At 74.0% G+C, this 24,479-nt stretch carries 23 protein-coding genes and 1 pseudogene; 13 read left to right on the top strand and 11 right to left on the bottom strand.

What is annotated here, in order from left to right:
* Positions 1-157: 157 nt before the first annotated feature.
* From ACZ6Z8_RS23180 to ACZ6Z8_RS23170, 3 genes are all read left to right on the top strand, one after another.
* Positions 158-754, top strand: coding sequence for a helix-turn-helix domain-containing protein (locus ACZ6Z8_RS23180; RefSeq protein WP_465611968.1), 597 nt, complete (start codon positions 158-160; stop codon positions 752-754).
* 65 nt (positions 755-819) lie between these two features.
* The gene (gene lepB, locus ACZ6Z8_RS23175; protein ID WP_465611967.1) at positions 820-1,767 is read left to right on the top strand and encodes a signal peptidase I; all 948 of its coding nucleotides are present in this window, start codon (positions 820-822) and stop codon (positions 1,765-1,767) included.
* 130 nt (positions 1,768-1,897) lie between these two features.
* Positions 1,898-2,557, top strand: a complete 660-nt coding sequence (locus ACZ6Z8_RS23170) for a double zinc ribbon domain-containing protein (RefSeq protein WP_465611966.1) — start codon at positions 1,898-1,900, stop codon at positions 2,555-2,557.
* Positions 2,558-2,641: 84 nt separating this feature from the next.
* Here the strand turns inward: ACZ6Z8_RS23170 and ACZ6Z8_RS23165 are convergent, their stop codons facing one another.
* Entirely contained in the window at positions 2,642-4,327 is a 1,686-nt protein-coding gene (locus ACZ6Z8_RS23165; RefSeq protein WP_465611965.1) for an LCP family protein, read from the bottom strand.
* A gap of 217 nt (positions 4,328-4,544) precedes the next feature.
* Here ACZ6Z8_RS23165 and ACZ6Z8_RS23160 point away from each other — a divergent pair, with 217 nt between their 5' ends.
* A complete protein-coding gene (locus ACZ6Z8_RS23160) occupies positions 4,545-4,916 on the top strand; it encodes a hypothetical protein (RefSeq protein WP_465611964.1) in 372 nt (123 codons plus the stop codon).
* Between the two features lie 115 nt (positions 4,917-5,031).
* Complete coding sequence (locus tag ACZ6Z8_RS23155) at positions 5,032-6,246, top strand: trans-sulfuration enzyme family protein (protein WP_465611963.1); 1,215 nt, start codon at positions 5,032-5,034, stop codon at positions 6,244-6,246.
* Positions 6,247-6,494: 248 nt separating this feature from the next.
* On the opposite strand, the gene ACZ6Z8_RS23150 is transcribed toward ACZ6Z8_RS23155, so the two are convergent.
* Positions 6,495-8,312, bottom strand: a complete 1,818-nt coding sequence (locus ACZ6Z8_RS23150; RefSeq protein WP_465611962.1) for a SpoIIE family protein phosphatase — start codon at positions 8,310-8,312, stop codon at positions 6,495-6,497.
* A gap of 188 nt (positions 8,313-8,500) precedes the next feature.
* Between ACZ6Z8_RS23150 and ACZ6Z8_RS23145 the strand changes: the two genes are divergently transcribed.
* Both ACZ6Z8_RS23145 and ACZ6Z8_RS23140 read left to right on the top strand, forming a co-directional pair.
* Positions 8,501-8,812 (top strand): SDR family NAD(P)-dependent oxidoreductase, encoded by a 312-nt coding sequence (locus ACZ6Z8_RS23145; RefSeq protein WP_465611961.1) that lies wholly within the window; start codon positions 8,501-8,503, stop codon positions 8,810-8,812.
* 222 nt (positions 8,813-9,034) lie between these two features.
* Entirely contained in the window at positions 9,035-10,315 is a 1,281-nt protein-coding gene (locus ACZ6Z8_RS23140; protein ID WP_465611960.1) for an ROK family protein, read from the top strand.
* Positions 10,316-10,322: 7 nt separating this feature from the next.
* Here the strand turns inward: ACZ6Z8_RS23140 and ACZ6Z8_RS23135 are convergent, their stop codons facing one another.
* Positions 10,323-11,510, bottom strand: a complete 1,188-nt coding sequence (locus ACZ6Z8_RS23135) for a S1 family peptidase (protein WP_465611959.1) — start codon at positions 11,508-11,510, stop codon at positions 10,323-10,325.
* Between the two features lie 317 nt (positions 11,511-11,827).
* On the opposite strand from ACZ6Z8_RS23135, the gene ACZ6Z8_RS23130 reads away from it, so the two are divergent.
* A complete protein-coding gene (locus ACZ6Z8_RS23130) occupies positions 11,828-12,358 on the top strand; it encodes a hypothetical protein (RefSeq protein WP_465611958.1) in 531 nt (176 codons plus the stop codon).
* Between the two features lies 1 nt (position 12,359).
* Here the strand turns inward: ACZ6Z8_RS23130 and ACZ6Z8_RS23125 are convergent, their stop codons facing one another.
* The 5 genes from ACZ6Z8_RS23125 to ACZ6Z8_RS23105 form a co-directional block, all read right to left on the bottom strand.
* Positions 12,360-13,046: a thiaminase II/PqqC family protein gene (locus ACZ6Z8_RS23125; RefSeq protein ID WP_465611957.1), complete on the bottom strand. Its 687-nt coding sequence runs from the start codon at positions 13,044-13,046 to the stop codon at positions 12,360-12,362.
* 149 nt (positions 13,047-13,195) lie between these two features.
* The gene (locus ACZ6Z8_RS23120; protein WP_465611956.1) at positions 13,196-13,594 is read right to left on the bottom strand and encodes a hypothetical protein; all 399 of its coding nucleotides are present in this window, start codon (positions 13,592-13,594) and stop codon (positions 13,196-13,198) included.
* A gap of 109 nt (positions 13,595-13,703) precedes the next feature.
* Positions 13,704-14,282: a DUF6817 domain-containing protein gene (locus tag ACZ6Z8_RS23115; protein ID WP_465611955.1), complete on the bottom strand. Its 579-nt coding sequence runs from the start codon at positions 14,280-14,282 to the stop codon at positions 13,704-13,706.
* A 113-nt stretch (positions 14,283-14,395) separates the two neighbouring features.
* Complete coding sequence (locus tag ACZ6Z8_RS23110; RefSeq protein ID WP_465611954.1) at positions 14,396-15,295, bottom strand: ketopantoate reductase family protein; 900 nt, start codon at positions 15,293-15,295, stop codon at positions 14,396-14,398.
* A 76-nt stretch (positions 15,296-15,371) separates the two neighbouring features.
* Positions 15,372-16,649, bottom strand: a complete 1,278-nt coding sequence (locus ACZ6Z8_RS23105) for a hypothetical protein (RefSeq protein ID WP_465611953.1) — start codon at positions 16,647-16,649, stop codon at positions 15,372-15,374.
* Positions 16,650-16,939: 290 nt separating this feature from the next.
* Between ACZ6Z8_RS23105 and ACZ6Z8_RS23100 the strand changes: the two genes are divergently transcribed.
* The 3 genes from ACZ6Z8_RS23100 (at position 16,940) to ACZ6Z8_RS23090 (ending at position 20,551) form a co-directional block, all read left to right on the top strand.
* A complete protein-coding gene (locus ACZ6Z8_RS23100) occupies positions 16,940-17,704 on the top strand; it encodes an ABC transporter ATP-binding protein (RefSeq protein WP_465611982.1) in 765 nt (254 codons plus the stop codon).
* The gene (locus ACZ6Z8_RS23095; protein WP_465611952.1) at positions 17,701-19,101 is read left to right on the top strand and encodes an FtsX-like permease family protein; all 1,401 of its coding nucleotides are present in this window, start codon (positions 17,701-17,703) and stop codon (positions 19,099-19,101) included. Before ACZ6Z8_RS23100 ends, ACZ6Z8_RS23095 begins: the two co-directional genes overlap by 4 nt.
* A 133-nt stretch (positions 19,102-19,234) precedes the next feature.
* Positions 19,235-20,551 (top strand): sensor histidine kinase, encoded by a 1,317-nt coding sequence (locus ACZ6Z8_RS23090; RefSeq protein WP_465611951.1) that lies wholly within the window; start codon positions 19,235-19,237, stop codon positions 20,549-20,551.
* Between the two features lie 191 nt (positions 20,552-20,742).
* Here the strand turns inward: ACZ6Z8_RS23090 and ACZ6Z8_RS23085 are convergent, their stop codons facing one another.
* Positions 20,743-21,408 (bottom strand): response regulator transcription factor, encoded by a 666-nt coding sequence (locus tag ACZ6Z8_RS23085; protein ID WP_465611950.1) that lies wholly within the window; start codon positions 21,406-21,408, stop codon positions 20,743-20,745.
* 111 nt (positions 21,409-21,519) lie between these two features.
* Here ACZ6Z8_RS23085 and ACZ6Z8_RS23080 point away from each other — a divergent pair, with 111 nt between their 5' ends.
* Together ACZ6Z8_RS23080 and ACZ6Z8_RS23075 are read left to right on the top strand one after the other, a co-directional pair.
* Complete coding sequence (locus tag ACZ6Z8_RS23080; protein ID WP_465611949.1) at positions 21,520-22,080, top strand: MarR family winged helix-turn-helix transcriptional regulator; 561 nt, start codon at positions 21,520-21,522, stop codon at positions 22,078-22,080.
* Positions 22,077-23,516: an MFS transporter gene (locus ACZ6Z8_RS23075; protein ID WP_465611948.1), complete on the top strand. Its 1,440-nt coding sequence runs from the start codon at positions 22,077-22,079 to the stop codon at positions 23,514-23,516. Before ACZ6Z8_RS23080 ends, ACZ6Z8_RS23075 begins: the two co-directional genes overlap by 4 nt.
* Positions 23,517-23,666: 150 nt before the next feature.
* Here ACZ6Z8_RS23075 and ACZ6Z8_RS23070 read toward each other — a convergent pair.
* A pseudogene (locus ACZ6Z8_RS23070) lies at positions 23,667-23,889 on the bottom strand (IS701 family transposase); the annotation flags it as partial.
* Between the two features lie 55 nt (positions 23,890-23,944).
* On the bottom strand, positions 23,945-24,472 hold the full coding sequence (locus ACZ6Z8_RS23065) for a GNAT family N-acetyltransferase (protein ID WP_465611947.1): 528 nt from the start codon (positions 24,470-24,472) through the stop codon (positions 23,945-23,947).
* Between the last annotated feature and the right edge of the window lie 7 nt (positions 24,473-24,479).

Genomic DNA, 24,479 nt, shown 5'->3' with positions numbered 1-24,479 from the left:
TGACTGGAAGTCCGGAAAGCGGGAACGCGGAGGACGGGGCCCGGTGGCGACCGGCGGATCGCCACCGGGCCCCGCCGCGTGCTCCGCAGCTCCCGGGACAGACGTCACCGGTGTGCCGGATTGACAAACACCCTTGCCGTCCCGGCGAATAGCAGGCATGGCCGACGAAGAGTTCGAGAACGTCCTCACCACGGTGGGTCCCCGGTTGCGGGCCCTGCGCCGGGAGCGCGGCTCCACGCTCGCCAAACTGGCCGCCGCGACCGGCATTTCGCTCAGCACCCTGTCCCGGCTGGAGTCCGGGCAGCGCAAGCCCACCCTGGAACTGCTGCTGCCGCTGGCCCGGGAGTACCGGGTGCCGCTGGACGAACTGGTCGGCGCCCCGGCCACCGGCGACCCCCGCATCCACCCGCGCCCGGTGACCAGGAACGGCCAGACCATCGTCCCGCTCACCCGCCACCTCGGCGGTCTGCACGCGTACAAGCACATCGTGCCGCCCGGCCGGAACACCGGACCGGAGCTGGAACTGAAGGTCCACGAGGGCTACGAGTGGCTGTACGTGCTCTCCGGGCGGCTGCGGCTGGTGCTCGGCCCGCACGACCTGGAGCTGACGGCCGGTGAGGCCGCCGAGTTCGACACCCGGACCCCGCACGCCTTCGGCAACGCCGGCTCGCAGCCGGTGGAGTTCCTCAGCCTGTTCGGCCCGCAGGGCGAGCGCATCCACGTCAGGGCGCGCCCGGGAACCTCAGTTCGGTAGGTTCGTTCCCTGTCAGGGAGTCCCCGCTTCGGGCTCCCGCCGGGCCGTCGGGAGGGGCCGATCAGATGAGTGTGCAGCAGAGTACGGAGTCCGGGGAGAGCGGCGGAACCGAGGAGAGGCCGACGACCGGACCGGGCGGGACCGGGACGGGGGGCGACCGGCCGGCGGCCGGACCGGAGCAGAAGCCGGCGGCCGAGCCGGACGAGACCCCCGGCGCCGGTGCCAGGCCCGCGCGCAAGAAGCGCCCGTTCTGGCAGGAGCTGCCGATCCTGCTGGTGATCGCCCTGCTGCTCTCGCTCGGCATCAAGACCTTCTTCGTACAGGCCTTCTCGATCCCCTCCGGCTCGATGCAGAACACCCTGCAGATCGGCGACCGGGTGCTGGTCGACAAGCTCACCCCGTGGTTCGGCGCGGAGCCGGAACGCGGCGAGGTGGTGGTCTTCCACGATCCGGGCGGCTGGCTGGAGGACACGGCGCCGAAGGACGACGGCGTCATGGGCAGTGTGCAGAAGGTGCTGAGCACCGTCGGCCTGATGCCCTCGGCGGACGAGAAGGACCTGATCAAGCGGGTGATCGCGGTCGGCGGGGACACCGTCGAGTGCAACGCGGGCAGCCCGGTGAAGGTGAACGGCGTCGCCCTGGACGAGCCGTACCTGTTCCCCGGGGCGACGCCCTGCGACAACGACCCGGTCGGCACCGTCACCGTGCCCAAGGGCAAGCTGTGGGTGATGGGCGACCACCGCAACAACTCGCGGGACTCCCGCCCGCACCACAACCTCACCGGGGACGGCTTCGTGCCGGTGGACGACGTGGTCGGCCGGGCCTTCGTGGTCGCGTGGCCGATCTCCAACTGGTCCACCCTGCCCGTCCCGGACACCTTCGACAAGGTGCCCTCGCGGGCCGCGGGCGCCCTGCCGGAACAGGCGCCCCCGGCCCCGGCGGCGCTCGCCCTGGCCGGTGTGGTGCCGATCGCGCTGTGGCGGCGCCGGCGGTCACGGCGCAGGACCGGCTGAGCCGCGGAGTTGTGACGCGGAGTTGTGAAGAGCGTGTCGGAGATTCCTGGTGGAACCGTTCGGAGACCCCCGTCGTCCCTGGGAGCGACTGAGCGACTGCCGACAGGCCACTTGAGCAACCGGGGACGACGTGAGTTCCGAGATCTACTTCAGCAACAACTACCGCGATCTGTGCGAGAAGTACGGCACGGGCGCCGGCTTCCAGTTCGAGTTCTACTGCTACCGCTGCTCCGACACCTGGCGTTCGCCCTTCGAGCGGTTCACCACCGGTCAGGTGGCGGGCTGGATCGGCAAGGGCGTCAACGCGGCCTGGAACCTCATCGGCGGCAACGCCAACACCATCAGCAACGCCGCGGACGGCCTGGCCGGCCAGACCTGGGGCACCTCGCGGGACGCCGCCTTCCAGCGCGCGATAGCCAACGCCCAGTCGCACTTCAACCGCTGCGCCCGGTGCACCCACTACGTCTGCGGCCGCTGCTTCAACCCGGAGCAGGGCCTGTGCTTCACCTGCGCCCCCGACACCGCGGCCGAGGCGGCGGCGGCCCAGCGGCGCGGCCTCAACGACATGGTGACGGACCGGGCGTACCAGGTCGGCCAGCAGGCCGGGGCGGAGTTCGACGTCCGCACGCCGACCCAACTGGTGTGTCCGCAGTGCCGGACCGAGACCCACGGCACACCGTTCTGCCCGGGCTGCGGGTTCAGGCTGGCGCAGCCGGTCCAGTGCGGGCAGTGCCACAAGGACGTGCCGGAGGGGGCCGCGTTCTGCCCGTCCTGCGGGACGAGGCGCTGAGCGGCCGGTAGCCGGAACGGGCGGGGTGCCCGCGGACTCCGGGTCCGCGGGCACCCCGCCCGTTCGTCGTCGCCGCGGCGCGGCTCAGCCGTACGACACGTTGGCGCACGGGTCGTCGTCCGCCGAGCGGGCGGTGCCGCTGACGCTGGTCGGCAGCGGGGCCGGGGCGCTGGGGGCGCCGGGCGCAGAGGTGGTGGCGGAGGCCGGGTTGGCGGCGGCGAAGTCGTGGCCGAGCACCACGCTCAGGCCGTGGCCGCCGGGCTGGACGGTCGCTCCCGGGAACAGCTTCGCGACCGACTCGGCGGCGCTGCGCTCGCCCGTGCCGTACTCGACCACGGTGGTGCTGCGCGGCTTCCCGGCCGCGTTGCCGACGGTGGTGACGGTGTAGCCGGCGCCCTTGACCGCTTCGGCCCCCTTGCTGCCGAGGCCGCTCTCGCCGGTGCTGTTGAGCACGGCGACCTTGATCGCCGCGTTCCGGGCGTCCGCGGCGGGGGTGGGCGCCGCCTCGGTGGTGGGCGGGGCGCTGGGGGCGGCGGAGTCGGTGGCGGCCGGGCTCTGGGCGCTGGCGTCCTGGCCGTCGATGGTGCGGTCGGCCTTGAGCGCGGCCCAGAGCTGGTCCACGTCGGGGTGCACCAGGGCGACCCTGGGGCCCTCGTAACGCCAGGGCGCGGTGAGGAACTTGACGTCGTGCAGATTGACGTCCTTGATCGACATGGCGAAGGACATCAGCTTGGCGGCCGAGCCGAGGTCGGGGTCGACGGTCAGCGACTTGGTCGCCGCGTCGGCGAGCGGCAGCAGGGTGGTCGGGTCCATGCCGCGGTCCTTGACCTGCTTGATGAGGGAGGAGAGGAAGGCCTGCTGGCGCTTGGTGCGGCCGATGTCGGAGCCGTCCCCGATGCCGTGCCGGACCCGCACGTAGTCCAGTGCGGCCTGGCCCTCGACCTTCTGCTTGCCCTTGGCGAAGATCTGCTTGCCCTTGTGCCCGAGGTTGGGGTTGAGGTCCCCCTCGTAGACGTTGTTCGGCAGGCAGACCTCGACGCCGCCGACCGCCGAGGTCATCGAGGCGAAGCCGCTGAAGTCCACCACGACGGTGTGGTCGACGCGCAGGTTGGTGAGCTTCTCCACGGCGTTCTGGGTGCAGGCGGGGTTGCCCTGGTCGGTGTTGCCCACCGAGAAGGCGCTGTTGAACATCACATTGGTCTGCTCCTTGGTCCACTTGCCGTTGGGGAGCTTGCACGGCGGGATGTTGACCAGGGAGTCGCGGGGGATCGAGATGCCGACGGCGTGCTTGTGGTCGGCGTAGATGTGCAGCAGGATCGCGGTGTCCGAGCGGGCACCGTCGTCCCCGCCGCCGCCCAGGTCGCTGTTGCCGTGGCCGCGGCTGTCCGAGCCGATCAGCAGGACGTTCACCGGAGTGCGGCCCTGGGCGTCCGGGGCGGCCGCCTCCGGGCGGTCCTTGCTGAGGGCGTCGCCGTCGAAGGTGTTGATGTTGCTGTTCAGGCGGTAGTAGACGGCACCGCCGGCGAGCACCAGGAGGGCGGTGCAGCCGGCGGTGACCCAGAGCACCTTCTGCTTGGTGCTGCGCTTGCGCTTGGGCTTGGCCCGGCTGGTGGGGCGGGCGTCGGATATGTTCTTGTCCGTCCCGCCCTTGTTCGTCCCGTCCTTGTCCGTCCCGCCCTTTGCTGGGTCGGCCGGGCGGCCGGCGGCCCTGCGTCCACCGGCCCGGTGCGGCGAATTCTCGGTCTCGGTGGAACCCCTGCGACCCGACACGGCGTCATCCTCCACAGTTGCCACGGAACCCCCGTCGGAGCGGTGGCTTGCGTGGTCCTGGGTCGGAGTGGATCCGGGCCGGCCCGTCGCTAAACTTTTACACCGCTGTAGAACTTTCAGTGGAGCATACTAGGCGCAGATGAGAAAAATACTGGTCAGACCATGAGAGAAGGTCGGACGAGTTCCGTCTCCGTCGCTCCGTACCCGCACGAGGAGCATGATGACTCACCGGATCGCACGTTCGGTAGCCGGCGCCCTGGTGGCACTGCTGGCCGCCGTCGGCCTCAGCGCCGCGGCGTCGAGCGCGACGGCGGTGGCCGCAACCCGAACCGCCGTGGGGGGCACGGCCGTCACGCCGGGGGCGGCGTCCGCAGATGTGGCGCACATCACGCAGGTTGCGCGCGCGACGCAGGGTGCGGAGGTGGCGCAGATCACACATGTCGCGGCGAAGCAGGAGAAGAAGAAGTCCGGCTTCTTCGCCAAGCTCGGCAAGTTCCTGCTGGTCGTGGTCATCCTCGTCATCGTGGTCGTCATCCTGCTGATCTGGGGGATCGTCCACTTCGTGCGACGCCTGTTCCGTCGCCGCTGAGTCGTCGGTCGAGTCGACGCCGAGCCCGCCCCGGGGCACCGAAACGGCTACCGGGCGGGCCACTTGGCTGCGATTGGCCCTGTCCGGCCCGGCCCCGGCGCCGCAGGATGGCGGGATGAGCGACCACCGCACCGACCGCACCGACTCCGCCGAGGGGCTGCGCCCCGAGAGCCGGATCGTCCACCCGCCGCTGGCCGAGGCCGCCGGCAGCCGTCCGCTGGGCGTCCCGCTGCACCAGAGCCACCTGTTCGCCTTCGAGACCAGTGAGGCGCTCACCAGCGCCTTCGGCGGGCCCGACGGGGCGTTCTTCTACAACCGGTTCGGCAACCCCACCGTCCGCTCGCTGGAGAGCGCCGTCGCCGACCTCGAAGGCGGCACCGGCGCCATCGCCACCGCCTCCGGCATGGGCGCCATCAACAGCGTGCTGCTCGCCCTGCTGCGCACCGGTGACCACGTGATCGCCCAACGGAGCCTGTACGGCGGGACGTTCGCGACGCTGGCCGACCTCGCGCAGCGGTGGGGCGTCGAGGTGACCCACGTCTCGGGCGACGACCCGGACGAGGTCGCGGCGGCGCTGCGGCCCAACACCCGGCTGCTGCACCTGGAGACGATCTCCAACCCGACCACCCGGGTCACCGACCTGCCCGGGCTGATCGCGGTCGCCCGGGGCGCCGGGGTGCTGAGCGTGGTCGACAACACCTTCGCCACCCCGCTGCTGTGCCGGCCGATCGAGCACGGCGCGGACGTGGTGATCCACTCCGCCACCAAGTACCTGGGCGGGCACTCCGACGTCCTCGCCGGGATCGCCGTCTTCGCCGAGGCCGAACTGCACCGGAAGGTCTGGCACTACGCGACCGAACTCGGCGCCAGCGCCGACCCCTTCGCCGCCTGGCTGACCCTGCGCGGCCTGCAGACGCTGGCCCTGCGGGTCCGCCGCCACTGCGACAGCGCCCTCGACCTGGCCACCCGGCTCGCCGCCCACCCGGCGGTCTCCGCGGTCCACTACCCGGGCCTGCCCTCCCACCCCGACCACGACCTCGCCCGCCGCCTCCTGCCGGACGGCCACGGCGGCGTCCTCGCCTTCGACCTCGCCGGCGGCCGCGAGGCGGCCCGGGCCTTCACCGAGTCCGTGCGCCTGGCCTCCCTGGCGCCCTCGCTCGGCGGCGTCCACACCCTGGTGCTCCACCCGGCCAGCACCTCGCACCGCCAGCTGTCGGACGGGGAACTGGCGGCGGCGGGCATCGGCCCGGGCACGGTCCGGGTCTCGGTGGGCATCGAACACCCGGAGGACCTGTGGAGGGACGTGGAGCAGGCCCTCGCGAAGGCCTGACCGCCGGGCGGATTGTCGGGCGGATTGTCGGGGGGTAACCGACGGGCGGTGGACCGGCTGCGGTGGATCCGTTCCCAGGGGCGCGACGCGGTCCCTGGGAACGGACATCCGGGGTGTCGTGGAGCGCCGCACCCGTGGCCCGGGCCTCGATCCCGCGGAGCGGGCCCGGTGGGCGGCCGTCGAGCCGTCCCTGCTCGGCACCGGGCTGGGAGGAGGTGCTCGCCGTGGCCGTCGGCGGGGTCCGGCCGTCACCGTGGCCTGGGGCGCGCCGCGAGGAGGGCGATGTCGTCCTCGGCGGCGGGGGCCGGGGGTGGGGCGAGGGAGTGGAGGACGGCGTCGAGGAGGTCGTCGAGGTCACCGGTGGCGGGGAGGCGGAGAGCGGCGAGACGCTCCAGGGAGGTGTCGATGTCCTCGTGCCGTCGTTCGACCAGGCCGTCGGTGTAGAGGAGCAGGGTCTGCCCGGTGTCGAGCGGGTGGCTGGACTGCTCGTAGCCGCCGAGGCCGGTGCCCAGCGGGGGACCGGTGGGGACGCTGAGCAGTTCGGTGGGGCGGTCCGGCGTGATCAGGGCGGGCGGCAGGTGGCCGGCGCTGGAGAGGGTCCAGCGGGCGCGGCCGGGATCGGCGAGGGCCAGCAGGCAGGTCGCGGGGCGGGCGGAGTCGTCGGCGGAGATGACGGTGTCGAGCTGGCGCAGGATGCGGTGCGGGGGCAGGTCCGTGCCGGCGATGTCGCGCAGCGCCGAGCGGTAGTGGCTCATGTCGACGGCGGCCTCGACGCCGTGCCCCATGACGTCGCCCATCGCCAGCAGGGTGCGGCCGAACGGCAGGCGGACGGTCTCGTACCAGTCGCCGCCGACCACCGAGCTGCTGCCGGAGGGCAGGTAGCGGGAGGCGAGGGCGAGGTTCTGGTGCGGACTGCCGGGCTCGCTCAGCAGTGCGCGCTGGAGTTCCAGCGCGATGCCCTGGGACCGGGTGTAGCGGCGCGCGTTGTCGATGGCGATGGCGGCGCGGGCGGCGAGGTCGCCGAGCAGGTCGGCCTCCTCGGCGGTGAAGGCCGGGGTGGCGGCGGTGCGGCCGAGGGTGAGCAGCCCGACCAGGTGGCCGCGGGCGGCGAGCGGCAGGACGAGCAGCGAGGCGGCATCGGCGGGGCAGGCGTCCGCCGGGCCGGGTTCGGTACGGACGGTGACGCCGCTCGTCAGGCCGCGGGCGGCGGCCGAGCCCTCGCGGTGGCGGACGGACTCGCCCGGGCGGGGCAGTTCGGCGAGGGCGGCGTCGAGCGCGGGCACGGCCCGTACGGCGGCGCGGTGCAGTCGCTGGGCACCGGAGCTGCCGGGGCGGACGGCTTCGGCTTCGGGCGGCAGTACGTCGACCGTGGCGAGGTCGGCGAGGCCGGGCACGGTGAAGGCGGCGAGTTCGGCGCAGGTGGTGGCGGTGTCGAGGGTGGTGCCGATCCGCTCGGCGGCGGCGTCCAGCAGGGCCAGCCGGGCGCGGGCCTGTTCGAGTTCGCGCGAGCGCGCGGGGGCGGTGGTCTGTTCGGGTTCGCTCTGGCGCGCGAGGGCGGGGATCCGTTCGGGTTCGCGCGGGTGTGCGGGGGCCGGGGCGGGGCTGTCCAGGACGACGACGATGACGCCGGTGGTCCGGCCGCCCCGCCGCAGAGGCCGGCAGCGCACCCGCAGGCCGGGCGGCACGGGGGAGCCGACGCCCTCGGGGCCGCCGGTGACGTGTTCGTGGTCGTGTCCGTCGGCGAGGACGCGGCGCAGCGGCTCGACGGCGCCGGCGAACGCGGTGGTCCCGGCGGTGCGGTCGAGCAGGTCGGCGCCGCGCAGTCCGGTGGCGGCGGTGAAGGCGGGGTTGAGGTAGCGCCAGCGTAGGTGCTCGTCGAGCAGGGCGACGCCGACCGGGGCGGCGGCGAGCACCTCGCGGAACAGGTCCGGATCGGTGTCGGACCGGCCGCTGTCGGTGACCGAACCGAGGCTCGCGGCGAGGGCTGCCGCGGTCGCCGCCAGGGAGCGGGCGTCCGGGGGCGGGGGCGGGGCGCCCTCGGGTCGGTTGCCGGGCCGGGAGTGCATGAATCCATGATCACGCGTCGGGGCCCGGCGCGCCCACGCCTGGGCGAAAGCTTGACTGCCCGGAGACGTTGTCGTAGCTGAGCCGTGCTGGTTGCGTGCGCGTGCACGCACTGCGGCTGTAGGGTGCGTGCACACGCACACAGTTGTCGGCGTCCGGGGCCGCCCCCGGAGGTCGGGAGGAGGACCGCATGGCCACCCGTCGCATCGTTCTGATCACCGGCACCTCCTCCGGGATCGGCCTCGCCGCGGCCGTGGCCGCCGCCGGGGCCGGCTGCCGGGTGATCGCCACCATGCGCGACACCGCCCGGGCCGGGAACCTGCTCCGGGCCGCGGAGAAGGCGGCCGCGCCGATCGTCGCGGCGCTGACCGCCGAGCGGCCGCCGCTGCGGATCCAGACCTCCCGGGCGGCCCGGGCGTTCACCGGCGTCAAGCTGGCCGACCAGGACGGTTCGGCGGTGCTCGGGATGACGCGCGGCTGGGTCGGGTCCGCCGAGGCCTGATGCCCGGCCGCGGCAGGGCCGTCCGGCGCGACGGTGGCCCGGGGGAGGGCTCGCGCGGTCGGCGCCGGATGATCACCGGTCATACTTGGGCGGCGGCGCCCGGCACCGGGTGCCGCGGGCGGTGCCGGGGCACACCGACCGTCGGCGCCGGAAGGTCCGTTCGGGACCGTCCGTCCCGGACCGCCCGTGGCGGACCGTCAGCAGCCCAGACCGGAGGAACCCATGAGCCCCCACCAGCCGACCAGTCGCCCGGCGACCGGGGCCCCCGGGGTGCCGTGGAACCGGCAGCGGCTGCGCAGCAACAACGAGTGGCTGCTGCTGGAGCTGCTGCGGACCGGCGGCGGCAGCTCGCGCGCCCAACTGGCCCGGGACACCGGCCTGTCCAAGCCCACCGTCTCCGCGGCGCTGGCCGAGCTGGAACGGGCCGGGCTGGTCCGCGAGGCCGGGCGGGTGGCCCCCGAGCGCGGCCGCACCGCGGTGCTGTACGAGGTCGACCCGACCGCCGGTCACGTGCTGGGCGTGGACATCGGCCGGGCTCGGCTGCGGGTCGCGGTGGCGGACCTCGCCGGGACCGTGGTCGCCCGGCGGGACGTGGCCAACCGGGGCCGGACGGCGGACGCCGTCGCGGACGCCGTGGTCGCCGCCGCGCGGGAGGCGACCGCCGAGGCTGGCCTGGGTGCCGCGGACATCGTGCACGCGGTGATCGGCACGCCCGGTGTGTGGGACGAGGAGCGGCGCGGCGTCCGGTACGCCACCAGCCTGCCCGGCTGGGGCCGGCCGGGGCTGTTCGACCGGATCGGGGAGGGGCTGGGCACGGCCGTCACGGTGGCCAACGACGCCAACCTCGCCGCGCTCGGCGAGTACACCCTCGGCGCGGGGCGGGGCAGCCGGATGTTCGCCTACCTGCTGGTCGGCACCGGGCTCGGGCTGGGCGTGGTCAAGGACGGCGAGTTGCTGCTCGGCGCGCACGGGGGGCTGGGTGAGATCGGCCTGGTGCCGCTGCCCGCCCTCTTGGGCGGGCAGGGTGAAGGGCCGGGCGGGCCGGGTGTGCCTCTGGGCGGACTGGGGGAGTCGGGCGCGCCGGGCGGGGCGACGCTGGAGCAGGAGGCCGCGGCGGACGCGGTGGTGCGGGCCGCCCGGGAGCTCGGGCTTGAGGAGCCGGGCGGGAAGCGGTTGACCGCCAAGCGGGTCTTCGAGCGGGCCCGGGCCGGCGACGCCGCCGCGCTGCGGGTGGTGCGCTGGGAGGCGGAGCGGCTGGCCTACGCCGTCGCCGTGCTGTCCGCCGTGCTCGACCCGGACCTGCTGGTGCTCGGTGGCGGCATCGGCAGCAGCGCGGACCTGCTCCTGGAACCGCTGGAGCAGGCCCTGCGCCGCTTCGCGCCGATGCGTCCGACGCTCGCACCGAGCCTGCTGGGGGAGGAGGCGGTGCTCCTCGGCGCGGTCTCCACGGCGCTGGAGACCGCCCGCCCCGAGGTGTTCGAGCGCCGGACGGCGGAGCTGTGACGCGGTGTCAGCCGGTGGCCAGGGTCAGGCCGTAGGCGCTGAGGATCGGGTTGACCGGCTGGAAGTAGGTCTCACCGCCCGAGGTGCAGTCGCCGGAGCCGCCCGAGGTCACGCCCTGGGCCTGGCTGCCGGAGATGAACGAGCCGCCGGAGTCGCCCGGTTCGGCACACACATTGGTGCGGGTGACTCCGTAGACGCTGCCCTCCTGGTAGTTGACGGTAGCGTTCTGCTCCTCGACGGTGCCGCAGTGCCAGCCGGTGGTGGAGCCGGAGCGGCACACCGAGCCGCCGACCGTCTGCTCGGCCGAGCCGCTCACCGTCACCGCGCCGCCGGCGTAGTCGTTCACCTGCGGCTGGGCGGTCCACTCCGGGCCGGCCGCCACCCAGGACCAGTCGTTGCCCGGGAAGGTCGAGCCCTGGAAGGTGCCGATCGAACTGCCGTCGGAGGCCGTCGCGTTGGAGCCGGGCTGGCCGCAGTGGCCGGCGCTGACGAAGCCGGGCTGGCCGCCCTGGGTGACCGGGAAGCCGATCGAGCAGCGGGCGGCGTTGTCGATGTAGTACGCGTCCCCGCCGTGCAGGTCGGCGAGCGGCCGGGGCGTGGCGGTGGCCCGCTCGACCCGGACCAGCGCGCGGTCGGCCCCGGACCGGTCCAGGAAGGCCTCGGTGCGGGCGTCGTCGGCGGACTGCACCACGACGGTGTTGGACCGGACGTCGACGTACCAGAGCGGGGTGGCCTCGGGGGCGGCGGCCCCGGACGCCCGGTCGAGCGCCTCCTTGGCCCGGTCCAGGGCCTTCAGCGAGTGCTGGACGACGGTCGCCCGGCCGCCGTGGGCGGTGATGGTGCGGGCGGCGGAGGCGTCCGTGGTGGCGACCACCAGCTCGGCCTGCGGTCCGTCGATCCAGGCGCCGGCCCAGTGGTCACCGAGCGCCTGGGTGAGGGCGCCGCGGACCGAGGCGGCGCGGCCCTCCCGGGCGATCCGGTCGGCGGCGGCCTGCGGGGCGAGCCCGAGGTCGCGCTGCATGGCGTGCAGCAGGGCGGGCGGTACGGCGGCGGTGCGGATGGAGGCCGCCGGGGCGGGGGCGGCCAGGGCGGCGGCTATGGACGGGTCGTCAGCGGGTGCGCTGACGGCGGGGGCTGCGGTGAGCGCGACGGTCGCGAAGGCGGCGACGACGGCGAGCGCACGGATCCGGAGCATGGGGTCTCCTCGTTCGGCGTGGGGGTTGCCGGAACCGTAGCGATCCGGTCGTGCTGTCCGGAACATGCCATAACACCCTGAGCCGCGGCGCTATACCCCATGGGCGCGTGGGTGGGGTGCTCCGGCAGTGGTCGTGCCGGGGTGGTCGTCGTGTTCGAGGCCGTCGTGCCTGAGCGGGCGTCGTGTTCGACGGCCGTCACGCTCGGGTGGCCGGATTGTCTCGATCTGCAAACGAGTGGCGAAAGCGTGACCGCGGCGTGTGCGGGCTCTGCTTGACTCGCACGCCTCGCCCATACGGAACGGAGCGTTCTCCCCTCATGACTTCACGGATACCCGGTCGCCGCCGGGCGGCCGGCCTGGCCGGATTCGCCGGACTCGTCCTCACCGTCGGCCTGGCGCTGACCGGTTGCGACCCGTCGGCGGCGGACGGTAAGGCGTCCCCGGCGCCGACCGCCTCGGCGGGCTCGACCGTCGCACCCGCGCCGAGCACGCCCCCGGCGACGACCCCGGCCCCGGCTCCCCCGGCGGTCACGCCGTCGACGACGCCGTCCTCGCCGTCCGCCCCGCCGGCGTCCGCCCCCGTGGCCCCGTCCGCCGCCCATCCGCAGACACCGGCCGCCAAGCCGCAGCCCAAGGTGACCACGGCGCAGCCGCCGACCGACCCGGAACCGCAGCAGACCCAGGCGGCGGCCGGCGGCTCCGGGTGCGAGATCCGCTCCAACGCGGGCAACTGCTACGCGGCCGGGCAGTTCTGCCGCAGCGACGACCTCGGCCGGAGCACCCACGACGCCAACGGACGGGTCATCTACTGCCGGATGGTCAGCGGCAAGCCGCACTGGCAGGCGTGAGTCACCCGCCCAGGGTGGACCAGAACAGGTGCTCGTAGGCCTGGAGCAGCAGACCGTACTCCCGGGCGGTGGCCAGGGTGCGGCCGTCCAGCGGGTCCGGCCCGAGGGCGTCGGCGGCCTGCTGCTCCAGCTCGGTCGCGGGCTGGGCGAAGAAGTCGAAGAACGCGCAGGCCTCGTCGGAGAAGCCGTGGTGGCGGCGCAGGGCCTGCGCGACGGTGGCGCAGTAGCCGCCCCAGGCCGCGAAGTTGGCCACCAGGGCGGCGGCCGCGGCGGGCGGCACGCTGTTCAGCGCGAGCCAGGCGAGGTAGGCCGGGTAGGCCTGGCAGCCGGGCAGCGGCGGCCGGTCGGCCACTGCCCGGTCGTCCAGGCCGCAGGCGGCGGCCAGTGCCGGCAGGGTGCGCAGCGCGGCGCTCTCGCCCTCGGCGAGGGTGGCGAACCAGGCGCCGAGCGGCCGGTCCGCGCAGCGGCTGGCGAGCAGCAGCAGGCTGCGCCGGTCGGAGGTGATGATCCGGTGCTGCTGGGCGGCGAGTTCGGCCACCGCCGTGAGCGGGGCGCTGCCCTCGGCGAGTGCCGTGACCAGGGCGGGGGCGGAGTCGCCGGGGGCCAGCTCGGCGCGCAGTTGCTGGATCTGGTCGAGGATCGGGTGGTTCACCGGTGCCTCCGGGGTGCGGTTCGGTCCGGTGCCCATTCCTACCGTCTGGGGGCGGTCGGGCGGGCGGCGACAGGCCGGGCGGTGGCGCCAGGTCGCTACGGGCCGGACGGCAGGTCCGGCGACGGCGACGGGTCGGGTGGTGGGCCGGGAGCGCTGGGGTCGGTCGGCGCTCCCGGCCGCTGGGCTCAGGCTCCGGCGCAGGCCTTGGTGAGTTCGCCGGCGGCCTCGCCGATCGGTCCGAAGTCGGGCTCCTTGCCGTGGGAGACGGCGTCCTGGGCCTTGTCGACGGCCTTGGACAGCTTGTCGGTGGCCGCGTCGAGTTTGCCGTCCCCGTCCTTGCGGATCTTCTTGGCGTCGTCGACGATCTTCTTCAGGGCGTCCACGGTGTGTTTGCGCCGACTCTCGTCGGTGATCTGGCCGACGTTGAGCGCGGAGTCGGTGAGGTCCTGGACATCGCCGGTGAGGCTGATCGCCCGCTTTCCGCAGTCGAGGGCCTGGTCGGCGTCCTTGCACGCGGTGAACAAGGGGGCCGCCAGGAACAGTGCGGTCGCGGCGGCGGCGAGTCGGTACGGCTTCTTTGTCATGTCTGCATCCCTCCCGCCTTCGAGAACGCCCGGTCCGCGTGCGGTGGTTCCGGCATGACGAGTGAACTGTCGGCGAAATCGCCGGTCGGGAAGGATTGTTGACGTTACGTCAGTTGATTCGAGTCGATTGCCCGAATTCTCCGTGCCAGACCTGCCAGGCGGCGGTCGGGAGCAAGTCCCTGGTGTGGGTGAGAAGCTCGTAGAGGGCCGGACCATAGCGGTCGGCCAGCTCGGCGTTGTGTGCGAACACGTCGAGCTCGTTGGCGGCCGTGATCGCGAGGAAGGCCCGCAGGTCCTCCTCCGGTGGGGTGTGGTCCTGCCCGGTGAACCGGTCGTGGAACAGCGGCACTTCGTTCCGGCCCAGCCTCGGGTAGACGGCGGCCCGGCCGCAGCTGGCGTACAGGTAGACGAGTGCCTCGGCGCGCTCGCCCACGAGCTCGACCAAGGTGTCCCGTTCGTCCAGGTTCAGCAGGGCGCCGTCGAACCCGTCGGTGCCGTAGGCGGCGTGGCAGAGCCCGGCGGCCTGGACGGCGGAGTCGGTGCCCCAGTCCGCCAGCAGGGCGGCCACCCTGGTCAGGTGCTCCAGCAGGGTGCCGCCCGGGTGCGGGATCCGGTCGGCGTCGTGGGCGCGGAGGAACTCCTCGACGTGGCTCCACGCGGGGGTGCTGCGGTGGTCGGCTGGCGTCACCCGAGGAGTTCTACTCCTGTCGCCCGCCGACCCGCAACCGATCCGCCGTTCCGCGATCAGCCGTTCCGCGATCCGCCGTCCCGCGAGCCGCTGTTCCGCGATCCGCCGTTCCGCTAGGAGAGTTCGCGCACCAGGCGGGTGATGGTCGGAGTGGGGACGGAGTGCGCGGCGGCGGCCCGCAGCACCGCTCCGCCGATGGCGTCGAGCTCGGTCGGCCGGCCCGCCTCGACGTCCCGCTGCATCGAGGACTTCATCGCGCCGGGGATCCGGTCGAAGGCGGTGAGCAGCGTCCGGGCGTCGGCCGGGGCGCCGACCGCCTCCGTGACGGCGGCGATCTCGTCCAGGACGGCGAGGAGTTCGCCCCGGTGCTCGGTGCGCACGACACCGATGCCGTCGGCGTGCCGGGTGGTCAGCAGGGCGAAGGGGGCGAGGAAGGACAGCTTGCTCCAGAGCATCGCGGTCTCGTCCTCGCGCAGCGTGACGTCAAGGCCGGTGTGCCGCAGCTGCTCGGCGAACTCCTCCACGGGTGCGGCGAGTTCGACTGCCGCGAACGGACTGGTGTGCTCGATCCGGCCCGGGGCGGTCCGGGTGGCCTCGACCCGGATCGTCCCGGCCACCACCCGCCCGGCCGGGTAGCGTTCGCGCAGCACCGCCATGTGGTCCAGGCCGTTGAGCAGGGGCACCACGATCCCGGAGCCGAGGGCCTCCGGGGGCATCCGGTCGAGCGCGGGCACCAGAGCCGTCTCCTTGACGGTCACGAAGGCGGCGTCGACCGGCTCGCGCAGTTCGGTGACGGCCTCCACCCGGGCGGTGAACTCGCCGAACTGGCCGCTGCGCACGTGCAGTCCGTCCCGGGCCAGGACGGCCGCGGTCTGCTCGCCGGCCAGGCAGATGACCTGGTGGCCGTCGCGGGCGAGCAGGCCGCCGATCAGTCCGCCGACGCCGCCCGGGCCGAGGACGGCGACGGTGAGGGGGGTGGTGGTCACGATGACTCCTTGAAGGGGTTCGGGCATGCGGGTGCAGGTGGGGCATGGTGCGGGGGGCTTCCCCGGGTCAGGTGGCTTCCCCGGGGCAGGTGGCCTCCCGGGGTCAGGTGGCTTCCCAGGTGAAGCGGCCCTCCAGACCGTCCGGACTGAGGAAGCCGAAGCCGACGCCGTAGCCGAAGTTCAGGAAGTACGGGTCGTCGTCGTTCGGGGCGTCCGAGAGCGCGAAGAGGTAGCGCCAGGGCGGCGGGACTCCGGCCCGTCCGCTCGGGAAGGACGGGAGACCGCCGAGGTGGTCGTACACGTGCTCGCCGTCCGGGAAGGGCACTTCGGGGCCCTCGTCGCGCAGGTACCGCTGGAAGGCGGCGCGCTGGTCCATCGACCGGTCGGCCTCGTCGGACAGCGGCAGCAGGTCGAGGTGGAACTCGACCGGGGTGGTCCCGTCGCGGCGCCAGAGGGTGCGGCCCCGGGTGCCGGGCGGGCCGGTGACGGCGAACGGCGGTATACGGCCACCGGGCTGGATCAGCAGAACGCCGTCGCCGGCCTCCGGATCCCGGCCGCCCATGACGCCGTCGTCCTCCGCCAGGAAGAGGTACGCCAGTCGGTACTCCGGCCCCGGAACGGGGAACTGTCCGACGAACACCAGCGGTTCACCGGTGTCGGGGGAGAGCGGCCAGGTGGGCTCGGCCAGCCAGCAGGGTTCGCCGCCGAGCTTGGGGACCGGTCCGGTGATCGGCCGCTCGGCCGGGCGCGCGGAGAGTTCCAGCCGGGGGAGGAACGCCGCGTCGTGCGGACCGGTGGCGCTGCCGGTCGGGTGCGCGGTGACGGCGGCCTCGGCTGCCGTGCGGTGCAGCGAGACGTAGTCGAAGTAGAAGGGGGCCTCGTGACGCGGCTTCCGGCCGGGCGCCGGCCGCGCGGGGCGGGCCCCGCCCCGGTGGAGGTAGAGGTGGATGTGGCGCAGCGTGCCGTGGTCCGGATCGGCCACCGGCAGGCCCTCGGCGCGCAGCGCCTCGGCCAACTCGTGCGCGGGCCAGCCGAACACGTCGATCCCGAGGTACCCGACCGGGCAGGAGGGGCGGTCGTCGTCCGGGTTCCGGCACACCCCGACGCCCTCAAGAACTGCGCTGTCGCTGTCGCTGCGGTTGCCGTTGTCGCTGTCGCTGCCGTTGTCGCCGCCGGAGGAGAGTGTGACGGTCACCCCGGGGAGCCCGAAGGCCAGCGCCCAACGCGAGCCGCAGACGAAGACCGGGCGCACCCCGCCGGGCAGCAACTCACCGTGCGGAGCCAGCAGCGCCCGCACGGCCGCCTCGGAGAGGCCGAACCGCAGCTCGGGCAACGGAGGGGGCAGACGGACGCCGCGTCCGGGGAGCAGGTCGATGGTCACCCGATCATGATCCCTCCTCCGGAGCTCGTTCGTCAGCCCCGTTTCCGCGCCGCCCGCAGCGAGGGCACCGCTGCCGAAGGCCGTCGACCTCACGCCCACCCGCACGACGTGGTCCCGGGCCCGCCCTGCCGGCTGGCCCACGACCTGGCCCGGAATCCCGCCGGGCGGACGGAGTCGGCCCGAGGGGATGTAGCACCACCTGCGGGGTTCGGTTTTCCGAACCCCGAAGTGGGGTGCCAGCACAATCGACCCGATGGTCCCCGATGTCCAGGATTGGGGGCATGAACGGGATGACGACAGCCGCCGTCGGGGCGGCGCAGGGCGGGGTGACGGGTGCGGCGCTCACCGGCGACGGGCTGCACCGGGAGTACGGGCGGGGTGCGGCCGCCGTGCGGGCGCTGCGTGGGGTGTCCGTGGCCTTCGCGCCGGGCACCTTCACGGCGGTGATGGGGCCCTCCGGTTCGGGCAAGACCACCCTCTTGCACTGCCTGGCGGGGATGGACCGCCCCAGCCGGGGCACCGTCCGCTGGGGCGACACGGAGGTGTCCGGGCTGCCCGAGCGGAGGCTGGCCGAGCTGCGCCGCACCAGGGTGGGGTTCGTCTTCCAGGCCTTCAACCTGATGCCCGCCATGACGGTCGCGCAGAACGTCGAACTGCCCGGCCGGCTGGCCGGGCACCCGCCGGATCGGGCGCGGGTCCGGGAGGCGCTCGCCCGGGTCGGCCTGGCCGGGCGGGAACGGCACCGGCCCGGCGAGCTGTCCGGTGGCCAGCAGCAGCGGGTGGCGATCGCCCGCGCGCTGGTGGCCCGGCCCGAGGTGCTGTTCGCCGACGAGCCCACCGGCGCGCTGGACCGGGCGACCGGGCACGACATCCTCGACCTGTTGCGCGCGGGGGTGGACGCGGACGGGCAGACGTGTGTGATGGTCACCCATGATCCGGTGGCCGCCGGGTACGCGGACCGGGTGCTGCTGCTGGCCGACGGCGTCCTGGTCGACGAACTGGCCAGGCCAACGGCTGCGCAGGTGGGCGAGCGGCTGAGCAGGTTGGGCGGGTGAGTGCGGTGATCGGTACCGTTCCGGCCCTGGCGGTCGGGCAGATCCGGCGCCGACCAGCGGCCTTCGCCGGGCTGGCCGTGGCGCTGTTCCTGGCAACGGGGGCGGTGACGCTGTTCGGCTCGCTGGTCGCGGCGCAGGTCGCGGCTCCACGAGCCGTCGCACGGGTGCCGGTGGAGGGGCCCGGCCTGGCGGTGATCGCGGGAGCGTTCGGCGAGATCGCCGTACTGGTCGCGCTGTTCGTGGTGGTCAACGCGCTCGGTTTCACGCTCCGCCAGCAGCACCGCGACCTGGCCCTGCTGCGGACGGTGGCGGCCACGCCCCGGCAGATCCGGCGGCTGGTGCGTGCCCAGGTCACGACGACCGTGCTGGTGGCGGCCGTGCCCGGTTGTGCGGTCGGCTTCCTGGCCGCCCGGGCCTTTCTCGCCGCCCTGCAGCGGCGTGCAATGGCCGCGCCCGGCCTGCGGATACCCGGGACGCCGGTGCCGGTGCTCGTCGCGCTCGCGGTGGCACTGCTGGTCGGCCTCGCGGCCACCGCGCTCACGGCCCGGCGGATCACCCGGCCCGTCCCGGCCGCCGCGCTCACCGATGGCGCGGTCGGGCAGCGCCGGACGGGCGTGGTGCGGTTGCTGGCAGGCGCGGTGGTGCTGGCGGGCGGCGTCCTGCTGCTGCGGCTGGCCGCCGGCCGACCGGCCGGGGAGCTGGACAAAGCGGGGCAGGCGGCCATGCTCGGTTCGCTGGTGCTGCTGGTCGCGGTCGCGCTGCTGGGGCCGGTCGCGGCCCGGCTGCTGGCGGCGGTGCTCGGTGCCCCGGCGCGGCTGCTGCTCCCACGGACCGGCTGGCTGGCTGACGCCAACCTGCGCGGCTACGCGGCGCGGCTCTCCTCCGCGGTGGTCCCGGTCGCGCTGCTGGTCGGGCTCGCGGCGACCATGCTGATCATGACCAGCACCGCGGAGCAGGCGGCCCGGGCGACAGGCGCCACCACCAGCGTCACCAAGGCCAGCGACGTGTGGCTGCGGCAGGCGGAACTCGGCCTGCTGGTCTGCTTCGCGGCGGTCTCCACGGTCAACACGCTGGTCGCGCTGACCGCCGACCGGCGCCGCGAGTTCGCACTGCTCCGGCTGGTCGGGGCGACGCGGCGACAGCTGCTGCGGATGCTCTCCGTCGAGGCCGCGCTGATCACGGTGGTGGGCGTGCTGCTGGGGGCGGCCGTCGCGGGCGCGGCGACCGGGGCGTTCAGCGTGGCGGTCACCGGCTCGGTGCTGCCGGTGGTGCCGGGCGCGGCCTGCGGCTGGCTGGTGGCGGGCGCGGCGGTGTTGACGGTTCCGGGGATCGTGGGCACGGGCCTCTGGGCGATCGGTGGGCGTGCGGTGGAGGAGGTGGGCGGCGAACGGGGGTGAGGAGATGGGCGGGGAACCGGGGGTGAGGCAGGTGTGGGCGAAGGGAAGGGCCGAGGCTTGGGGTGACGGATGGTCCGGGCCCGCGGCGGTGCGGGCGGCGCCTGGGGGATGCTGGGGGCCGGTTGGTCGGTGAATGGTGAGGCCTGTGGTGACTCGGTGGCGGCGGGGACTGTCGGTGCGGGGCGGTGACGTGGCGTTCGCCGTCCTCGGCTTGCCGCTCGGAGTGTTGGGCGCGGTCTACGCCGTGGCAGTGCTCTACGCCGGGGCTCTGCTCTCGCTCACCGTCCTGGGGCTGCCGTTCGTCGTGGCCGCCCTGGTCGGGGCACGGGGCATCGGCGGGCTGCACCGACGGCTGGTCGGCCGGCTGTTGGGCGAACCCGTCGCTGCGCCAACGCCGTTGGCGCGCCCCTCGGGGGCACTGGCCCGGGGGCGGGTGGTGCTGACCGATCCGGTGGCCTGGCGGGCGCTCCTCTACCTCCTGCTACGGCTGCCGCTCGGGGCGCTCGGCTTCCTGGCCGCGGTCGGGCTGCCGCTGAGCGCGGTGTGGCTGGCCGGCTTCCCGCTGTGGGTGCGGCTGCTGGAGCCGGGCCCACGACCGGTCGACTGGCTGGACGTGGCCGGGCCACCGGTCGGCCTCGCGGTGCTCGCCGCTACCCCGGTCGCACTGCGGACCATGAGCCGGGCCAACCGTGCGCTGGCCCGGGGGCTGCTCGGGCCGGTGCGCTCACAACAGCGGGTGCGGGAGCTGGAGAACGCCCGTGCCACGCTGCTCGCCGAGAGCACCGACCGGCTGCGGCGGCTCGAACGCGACCTGCACGACGGCACCCAGGCGCAGCTGGTCGCGCTCGCCATCACCCTCTCGCTGGCCGACGACGCCCTCGGCGAGCTGGACTCGTCCGGACCCGACGGCGGCGCGGCGCCCGGCCGTACCGGCGCCTCCGGGCCCGGGGCCGGGTACGCGCCCGGCCCCGACCTCGGGCGGCTGCGCGCTCTGGTCGACCGGGCGCGCGGGCAGACCGACGACACCATCGCCGAGCTGCGCCGGCTGACCAGGGGCATCCATCCGGTGGCGCTGGAAGCCGGGTTGGCCGAGGCCCTGCCCGGGCTGACGGCCACCTCACCGGTGCCGGTGACGGTCCGGCTGGACCTACGGGAGCGGCCGGAGGAGGTGATCGAGCGGGCGGTCTACTTCTGCGCGGCCGAACTGCTCACCAACCTCGCCAAGCACAGCGGCGCGCGGACGGGAGAGTTGAGCGCGAGCACGGTCGACGGGCGGGTCCGGTTGACGGTTCGCGACGACGGGCGCGGCGGCGCCGCGATCGGACAGGGCACGGGCACCGGGCTGGCGGGGCTGGCCGAACGGCTGGCGGCGGTGGACGGGGTGCTGCGGGTGGACAGCCCGCCCGGCGGGCCGACGGTCGTCACCGCGGAGCTGCCGAGCAGACTGTGACCGCATTCCGCCGGACGGTGGCGCGGTGCCCCGGGCAGGGCGGGCGGCCCCGGACGGGGCAGCGCCCGGGGTACGGCGGTGGGTCGGGGCCGTCGGGGCTCCGAGCCTCAGGTTCCGGACCTCAGGTTCCGGACGTCAGGTTCCGGACGTCAGGTTCCGGACCTCACGCTCCGGACGTCAGGATCAGAGCCTCAGGCTCCGGTCTCCGCGAGGTAGGCCAGGACGGCCTTGACCCGCCGGTTGTCGGCCTCCGTCGCGGGCAGGTCGAACTTGGTGAACACGGCCGCCACGTGCTTCTCCACCGCGCGCTCGGACACCACCAGCAATCCGGCGATCGAGCGGTTGGAGTGGCCCTGGGCCATCAGTTCCAGCACCTCGCGCTCGCGGGCGGTGAGCGACTCGACCAGGCTGCGCCGTCCGCCGTGCATCAGCCCGTTGACGATCTCAGGGTCGAGCGCCGTGCCGCCCGTGGCCACCCGGTGCAGCGCGTCGACGAGTTCGGAGGTGCGGGCGACCCGTTCCTTGAGCAGGTAGCCGATGCCGGCCGCGCCGCCGGCCAGCAGCCGGGCGGCCCAGGCGGTCTCCACGTGCTGGGAGAAGACCAGGATCCCGACCTCGGGCATGGTGGCGCGGATCTCGACCGCGGCCCGGATGCCCTCGTCGGTGTGGGTGGGCGGCATCCGGATGTCCACCACGGCCACGTCGGGCCGGTGTTCGGTGACCGCGGCGACCAGTTCGGGGGCGGTTCCGGCGGTGGCGACCACCTCGCAGCCGCGGGCGGTCAGGAGCTCGACCATCCCTTCCCGGAGGATCACCGAGTCCTCGGCGAGGACGATGCGGAGCTGCTTGTCGATCATGACGCCATTATCCGGGGGCCTGATGATCGGCGGGCCTGGGGGTGACGGAGTCGGCCGAAAATATGTACAGCAAGGCTGGACAGTTTGGACTGATGAAATTAGCGTGGAAGGGTGACCGAGAAACGAACCGCCCCAGCGGTCCCTGAAGCCCCGGCCGATCCCGCCGACATCGCCGATCCGGCCGACATCGCCGGTCCCGCCGATCCGGCCCATCCCGCCGGGCGCCCCGGTACGGCTGACCGCGCGGACTCCGCCTCGCTGGCAGCCCGGGAGCTCCGTGCCGTCTTCAGCCGGCTGCGCCGGACCCTCCAGGAGAAGGGGCAGGGCGCCAGCGGCCTCACCCCTTCCCAGACCGCCGTACTCAGCCGCCTGATCACGGACGGACCGGCCTCCGCGAGTGCGCTGGCCGCCGCGGAGCGGGTCCGCCCGCAGTCGATGGCGGCCACGTTGGCCGTGCTGGAGGGGCTCGGGCTGGTCGTTCGCCGTCCCGACCCCGAGGACGGTCGCCGCCAGCTGGTCGGCCTGAGCGACACCGGGCTGGTGTGGATCGCGGACAGCCGTAGGGCGCGCGAGGAGTGGCTGGCCCGGGCGTTCGAGGAGGACTTCACCGAGGCCGAACGCGCCACCGTGCTGGCGGCCTTGCCCCTGATGGATCGGCTGAACCGGCGATGACCGGCCCGTCGATACTGCTGGCGCGACTCCGGTCGCGCCGTCAGGAGTACCGGAAGCCGGCTGACGACGGTGGGTTCAACCGCCGGCTGCTCGCCCCGATGGTGCTGGGCTCGGTGCTCAACCCGATCAACTCCTCGATGATCGCGGTGGCCCTGGTGCCCGTCGGCACCGCCTTCGGTGCGCCGCCCGCCGAGACCGCCTGGCTGGTGACCGCGCTCTACCTGGCCACCGCCGTCGGCCAGCCGGTGATCGGACGGCTGGTGGACGGCTACGGGCCGCGCCGGCTCTACCTGGCGGGCACGGCACTGGTCGGCCTCGCCGGACTGGTCGGTGCGCTCGCGCCCTCCTTCGGCCTGCTGATCGCGGCTCGGGTGCTGCTCGGAATCGGCACCTCCGCCGCCTACCCCGCCGCGATGCACCTCACTCGCAGCGAGGCCGAGCGCACCGGTCGGAGCAGCCCCACCGGGGTGCTGACGGTGCTCGCCGTCGCCAACCAGACCATCGCCGTGGTCGGGCCGACACTCGGCGGGCTGCTGATCGGGCTGGGCGGCTGGCGGACGATCTTCGCCGTCAACGTCCCGCTGGCGCTGGCCTGCCTGACGCTCGGGGCCCTCCGGCTGCCGGTCACGCCGCCGCGCCGAGACAGCGGGGAGCGGCTCGACCACGCCGGGATCGTGTTGTTCGCCGCCCTCCTGCTGGCGTCGATGCTGTTCGTGATGAAGCCGGGTTCCGCCCACTGGTACCTGCCGGTGCTCGCCCTTCTGGCCGGCCTCGGCTTCGCGGTGCGGGAGTTCAGGGCCCGCAGCCCGTTCATCGACCTGCGGGCGTTCGCCCGCAACCGTCCGCTGGTCGCCACCTATCTGCGCCAGGGGCTCGGCTACACCGCCGGCTACGCCTTCCTCTACGGCTACACCCAATGGCTGGAGGAGGGGCGCGGGCTGAGCGCCGCCTCCGCCGGGCTGGTGCTGCTCCCGCTCTCGCTCAGTGCGCTCACGGTCTCCAGCCTGACCGGTCGCAGCCCGGCAGTGCGCGGCAAGCTGGTCGTCGGGGCGGCGCTCCAAATGGCCGCCTGTGCCGCTCTGTTGCCGGCAGGGCCCGCGAGCCCGCTGGCCCTGCTGGTCGCGGTCGGAGTGCTGGCGGGCATGCCGCAGGGGCTGATCGGGCTCGGCAACCAGACCGCGCTGTTCCACCAGGCCGACCCGGCCGCCATCGCCTCCTCGGCCGGGCTGTTGCGGACCTTCATGTACCTCGGAGCGATGGCGGCCTCGGCCGCGAACGCCGCCTTCTTCCCGCACGGCGCCACCACGGACGGGCTGCACCACCTCGCGCTGTTCATGCTCGGCGGCGCGGCCCTGCTCCTCCTCCTCACCGTCCCGGACCGCTCACTCGCCCGGATGGGATCCACTGGCAGTGCCAATGCCTCTGCCGCGAAATAGCGCGCGTGCTCCCGGGCCCTCGTCCGGCGGCAATGTGCTCAACATCGAAGGCGGCCCGGTCGACCTGCGGGACTTCGAACGGCTCGCGGGGCTCGACTGCCGGACCACGGACAGCGGCGAATCCCCATCCTCGCAGCCCGGTTGGGCGATCCGGGCGAGCAGGTGCTGCATGCCGTCCGGAGTGGCCTCCCCGGCCCACTCCGCGATGCTCCAGCAGGTCTTGCGCGGCAGGTCCGACGGCAGCCCCGGGCAGCATCAAGTCCCTCACCCGGAGCCGGTGTTCAACCCGTACGAACCGGCCTGCTATCCGGGGACATCAGGACCTCGAACCCTCCTGCCAGTGGGCAGGGTCTACGCTGCGACCTGCGGCCATCGCATGATCTCCGGTCTTCACACGACCGATGATCAGCGGTGGCCGTCCCGATCCCTCAGCCGGTCCCCGGCACGATCGCGCTGTCCGGTTGGAGCACCAGGTCGCGTTGGTACCAGGTGCCTGGCTCACCGCAGAGATGGGCCGGGTCTGCCGGGCCGACAGGGACGAACCCGGCTTTGGTCAACACCTTCTGGGACGCTGCATTCCGACGGGAAGTGGCCGCGCGCAGCGTGCGCAGCCCGTGCCGGGCAGCCGCCAGCCGGCACAGCTCCCGGACGGTCGCGGTCGCCACGCCACGGCCGGCAACGTGCTGCGCGACCCGGTAGCCGAGTTCCGCAGTGTGGTTTTCGATGTCGACCAGATTGAACCTGCCGAGTACCGAGCCGTCCTCGGCGACGAGCACGTGGAAGGCGCAGATGCCAGCCTCCTGCTCAGCCAGCAGGGCGTTGTACCGGTCGGTGAACTGGTCGAAGAAGTCGTCGCCGCGGTCGGGGACCGAGGCAGCGAAGTAGTCGCGGTTCGCCAGCTCGAAGGCCAGGACCGCCGGGGCATGGCCGGCATGCAGCCGCTTCAGCTCGGGCATTGCCCGA

The organism is Kitasatospora sp. NPDC101108 (assembly GCF_055584725.1).
The sequence above is the reverse complement of the archived record's forward strand: the minus strand, read 5'-3'. Positions and strand labels throughout refer to the sequence as shown.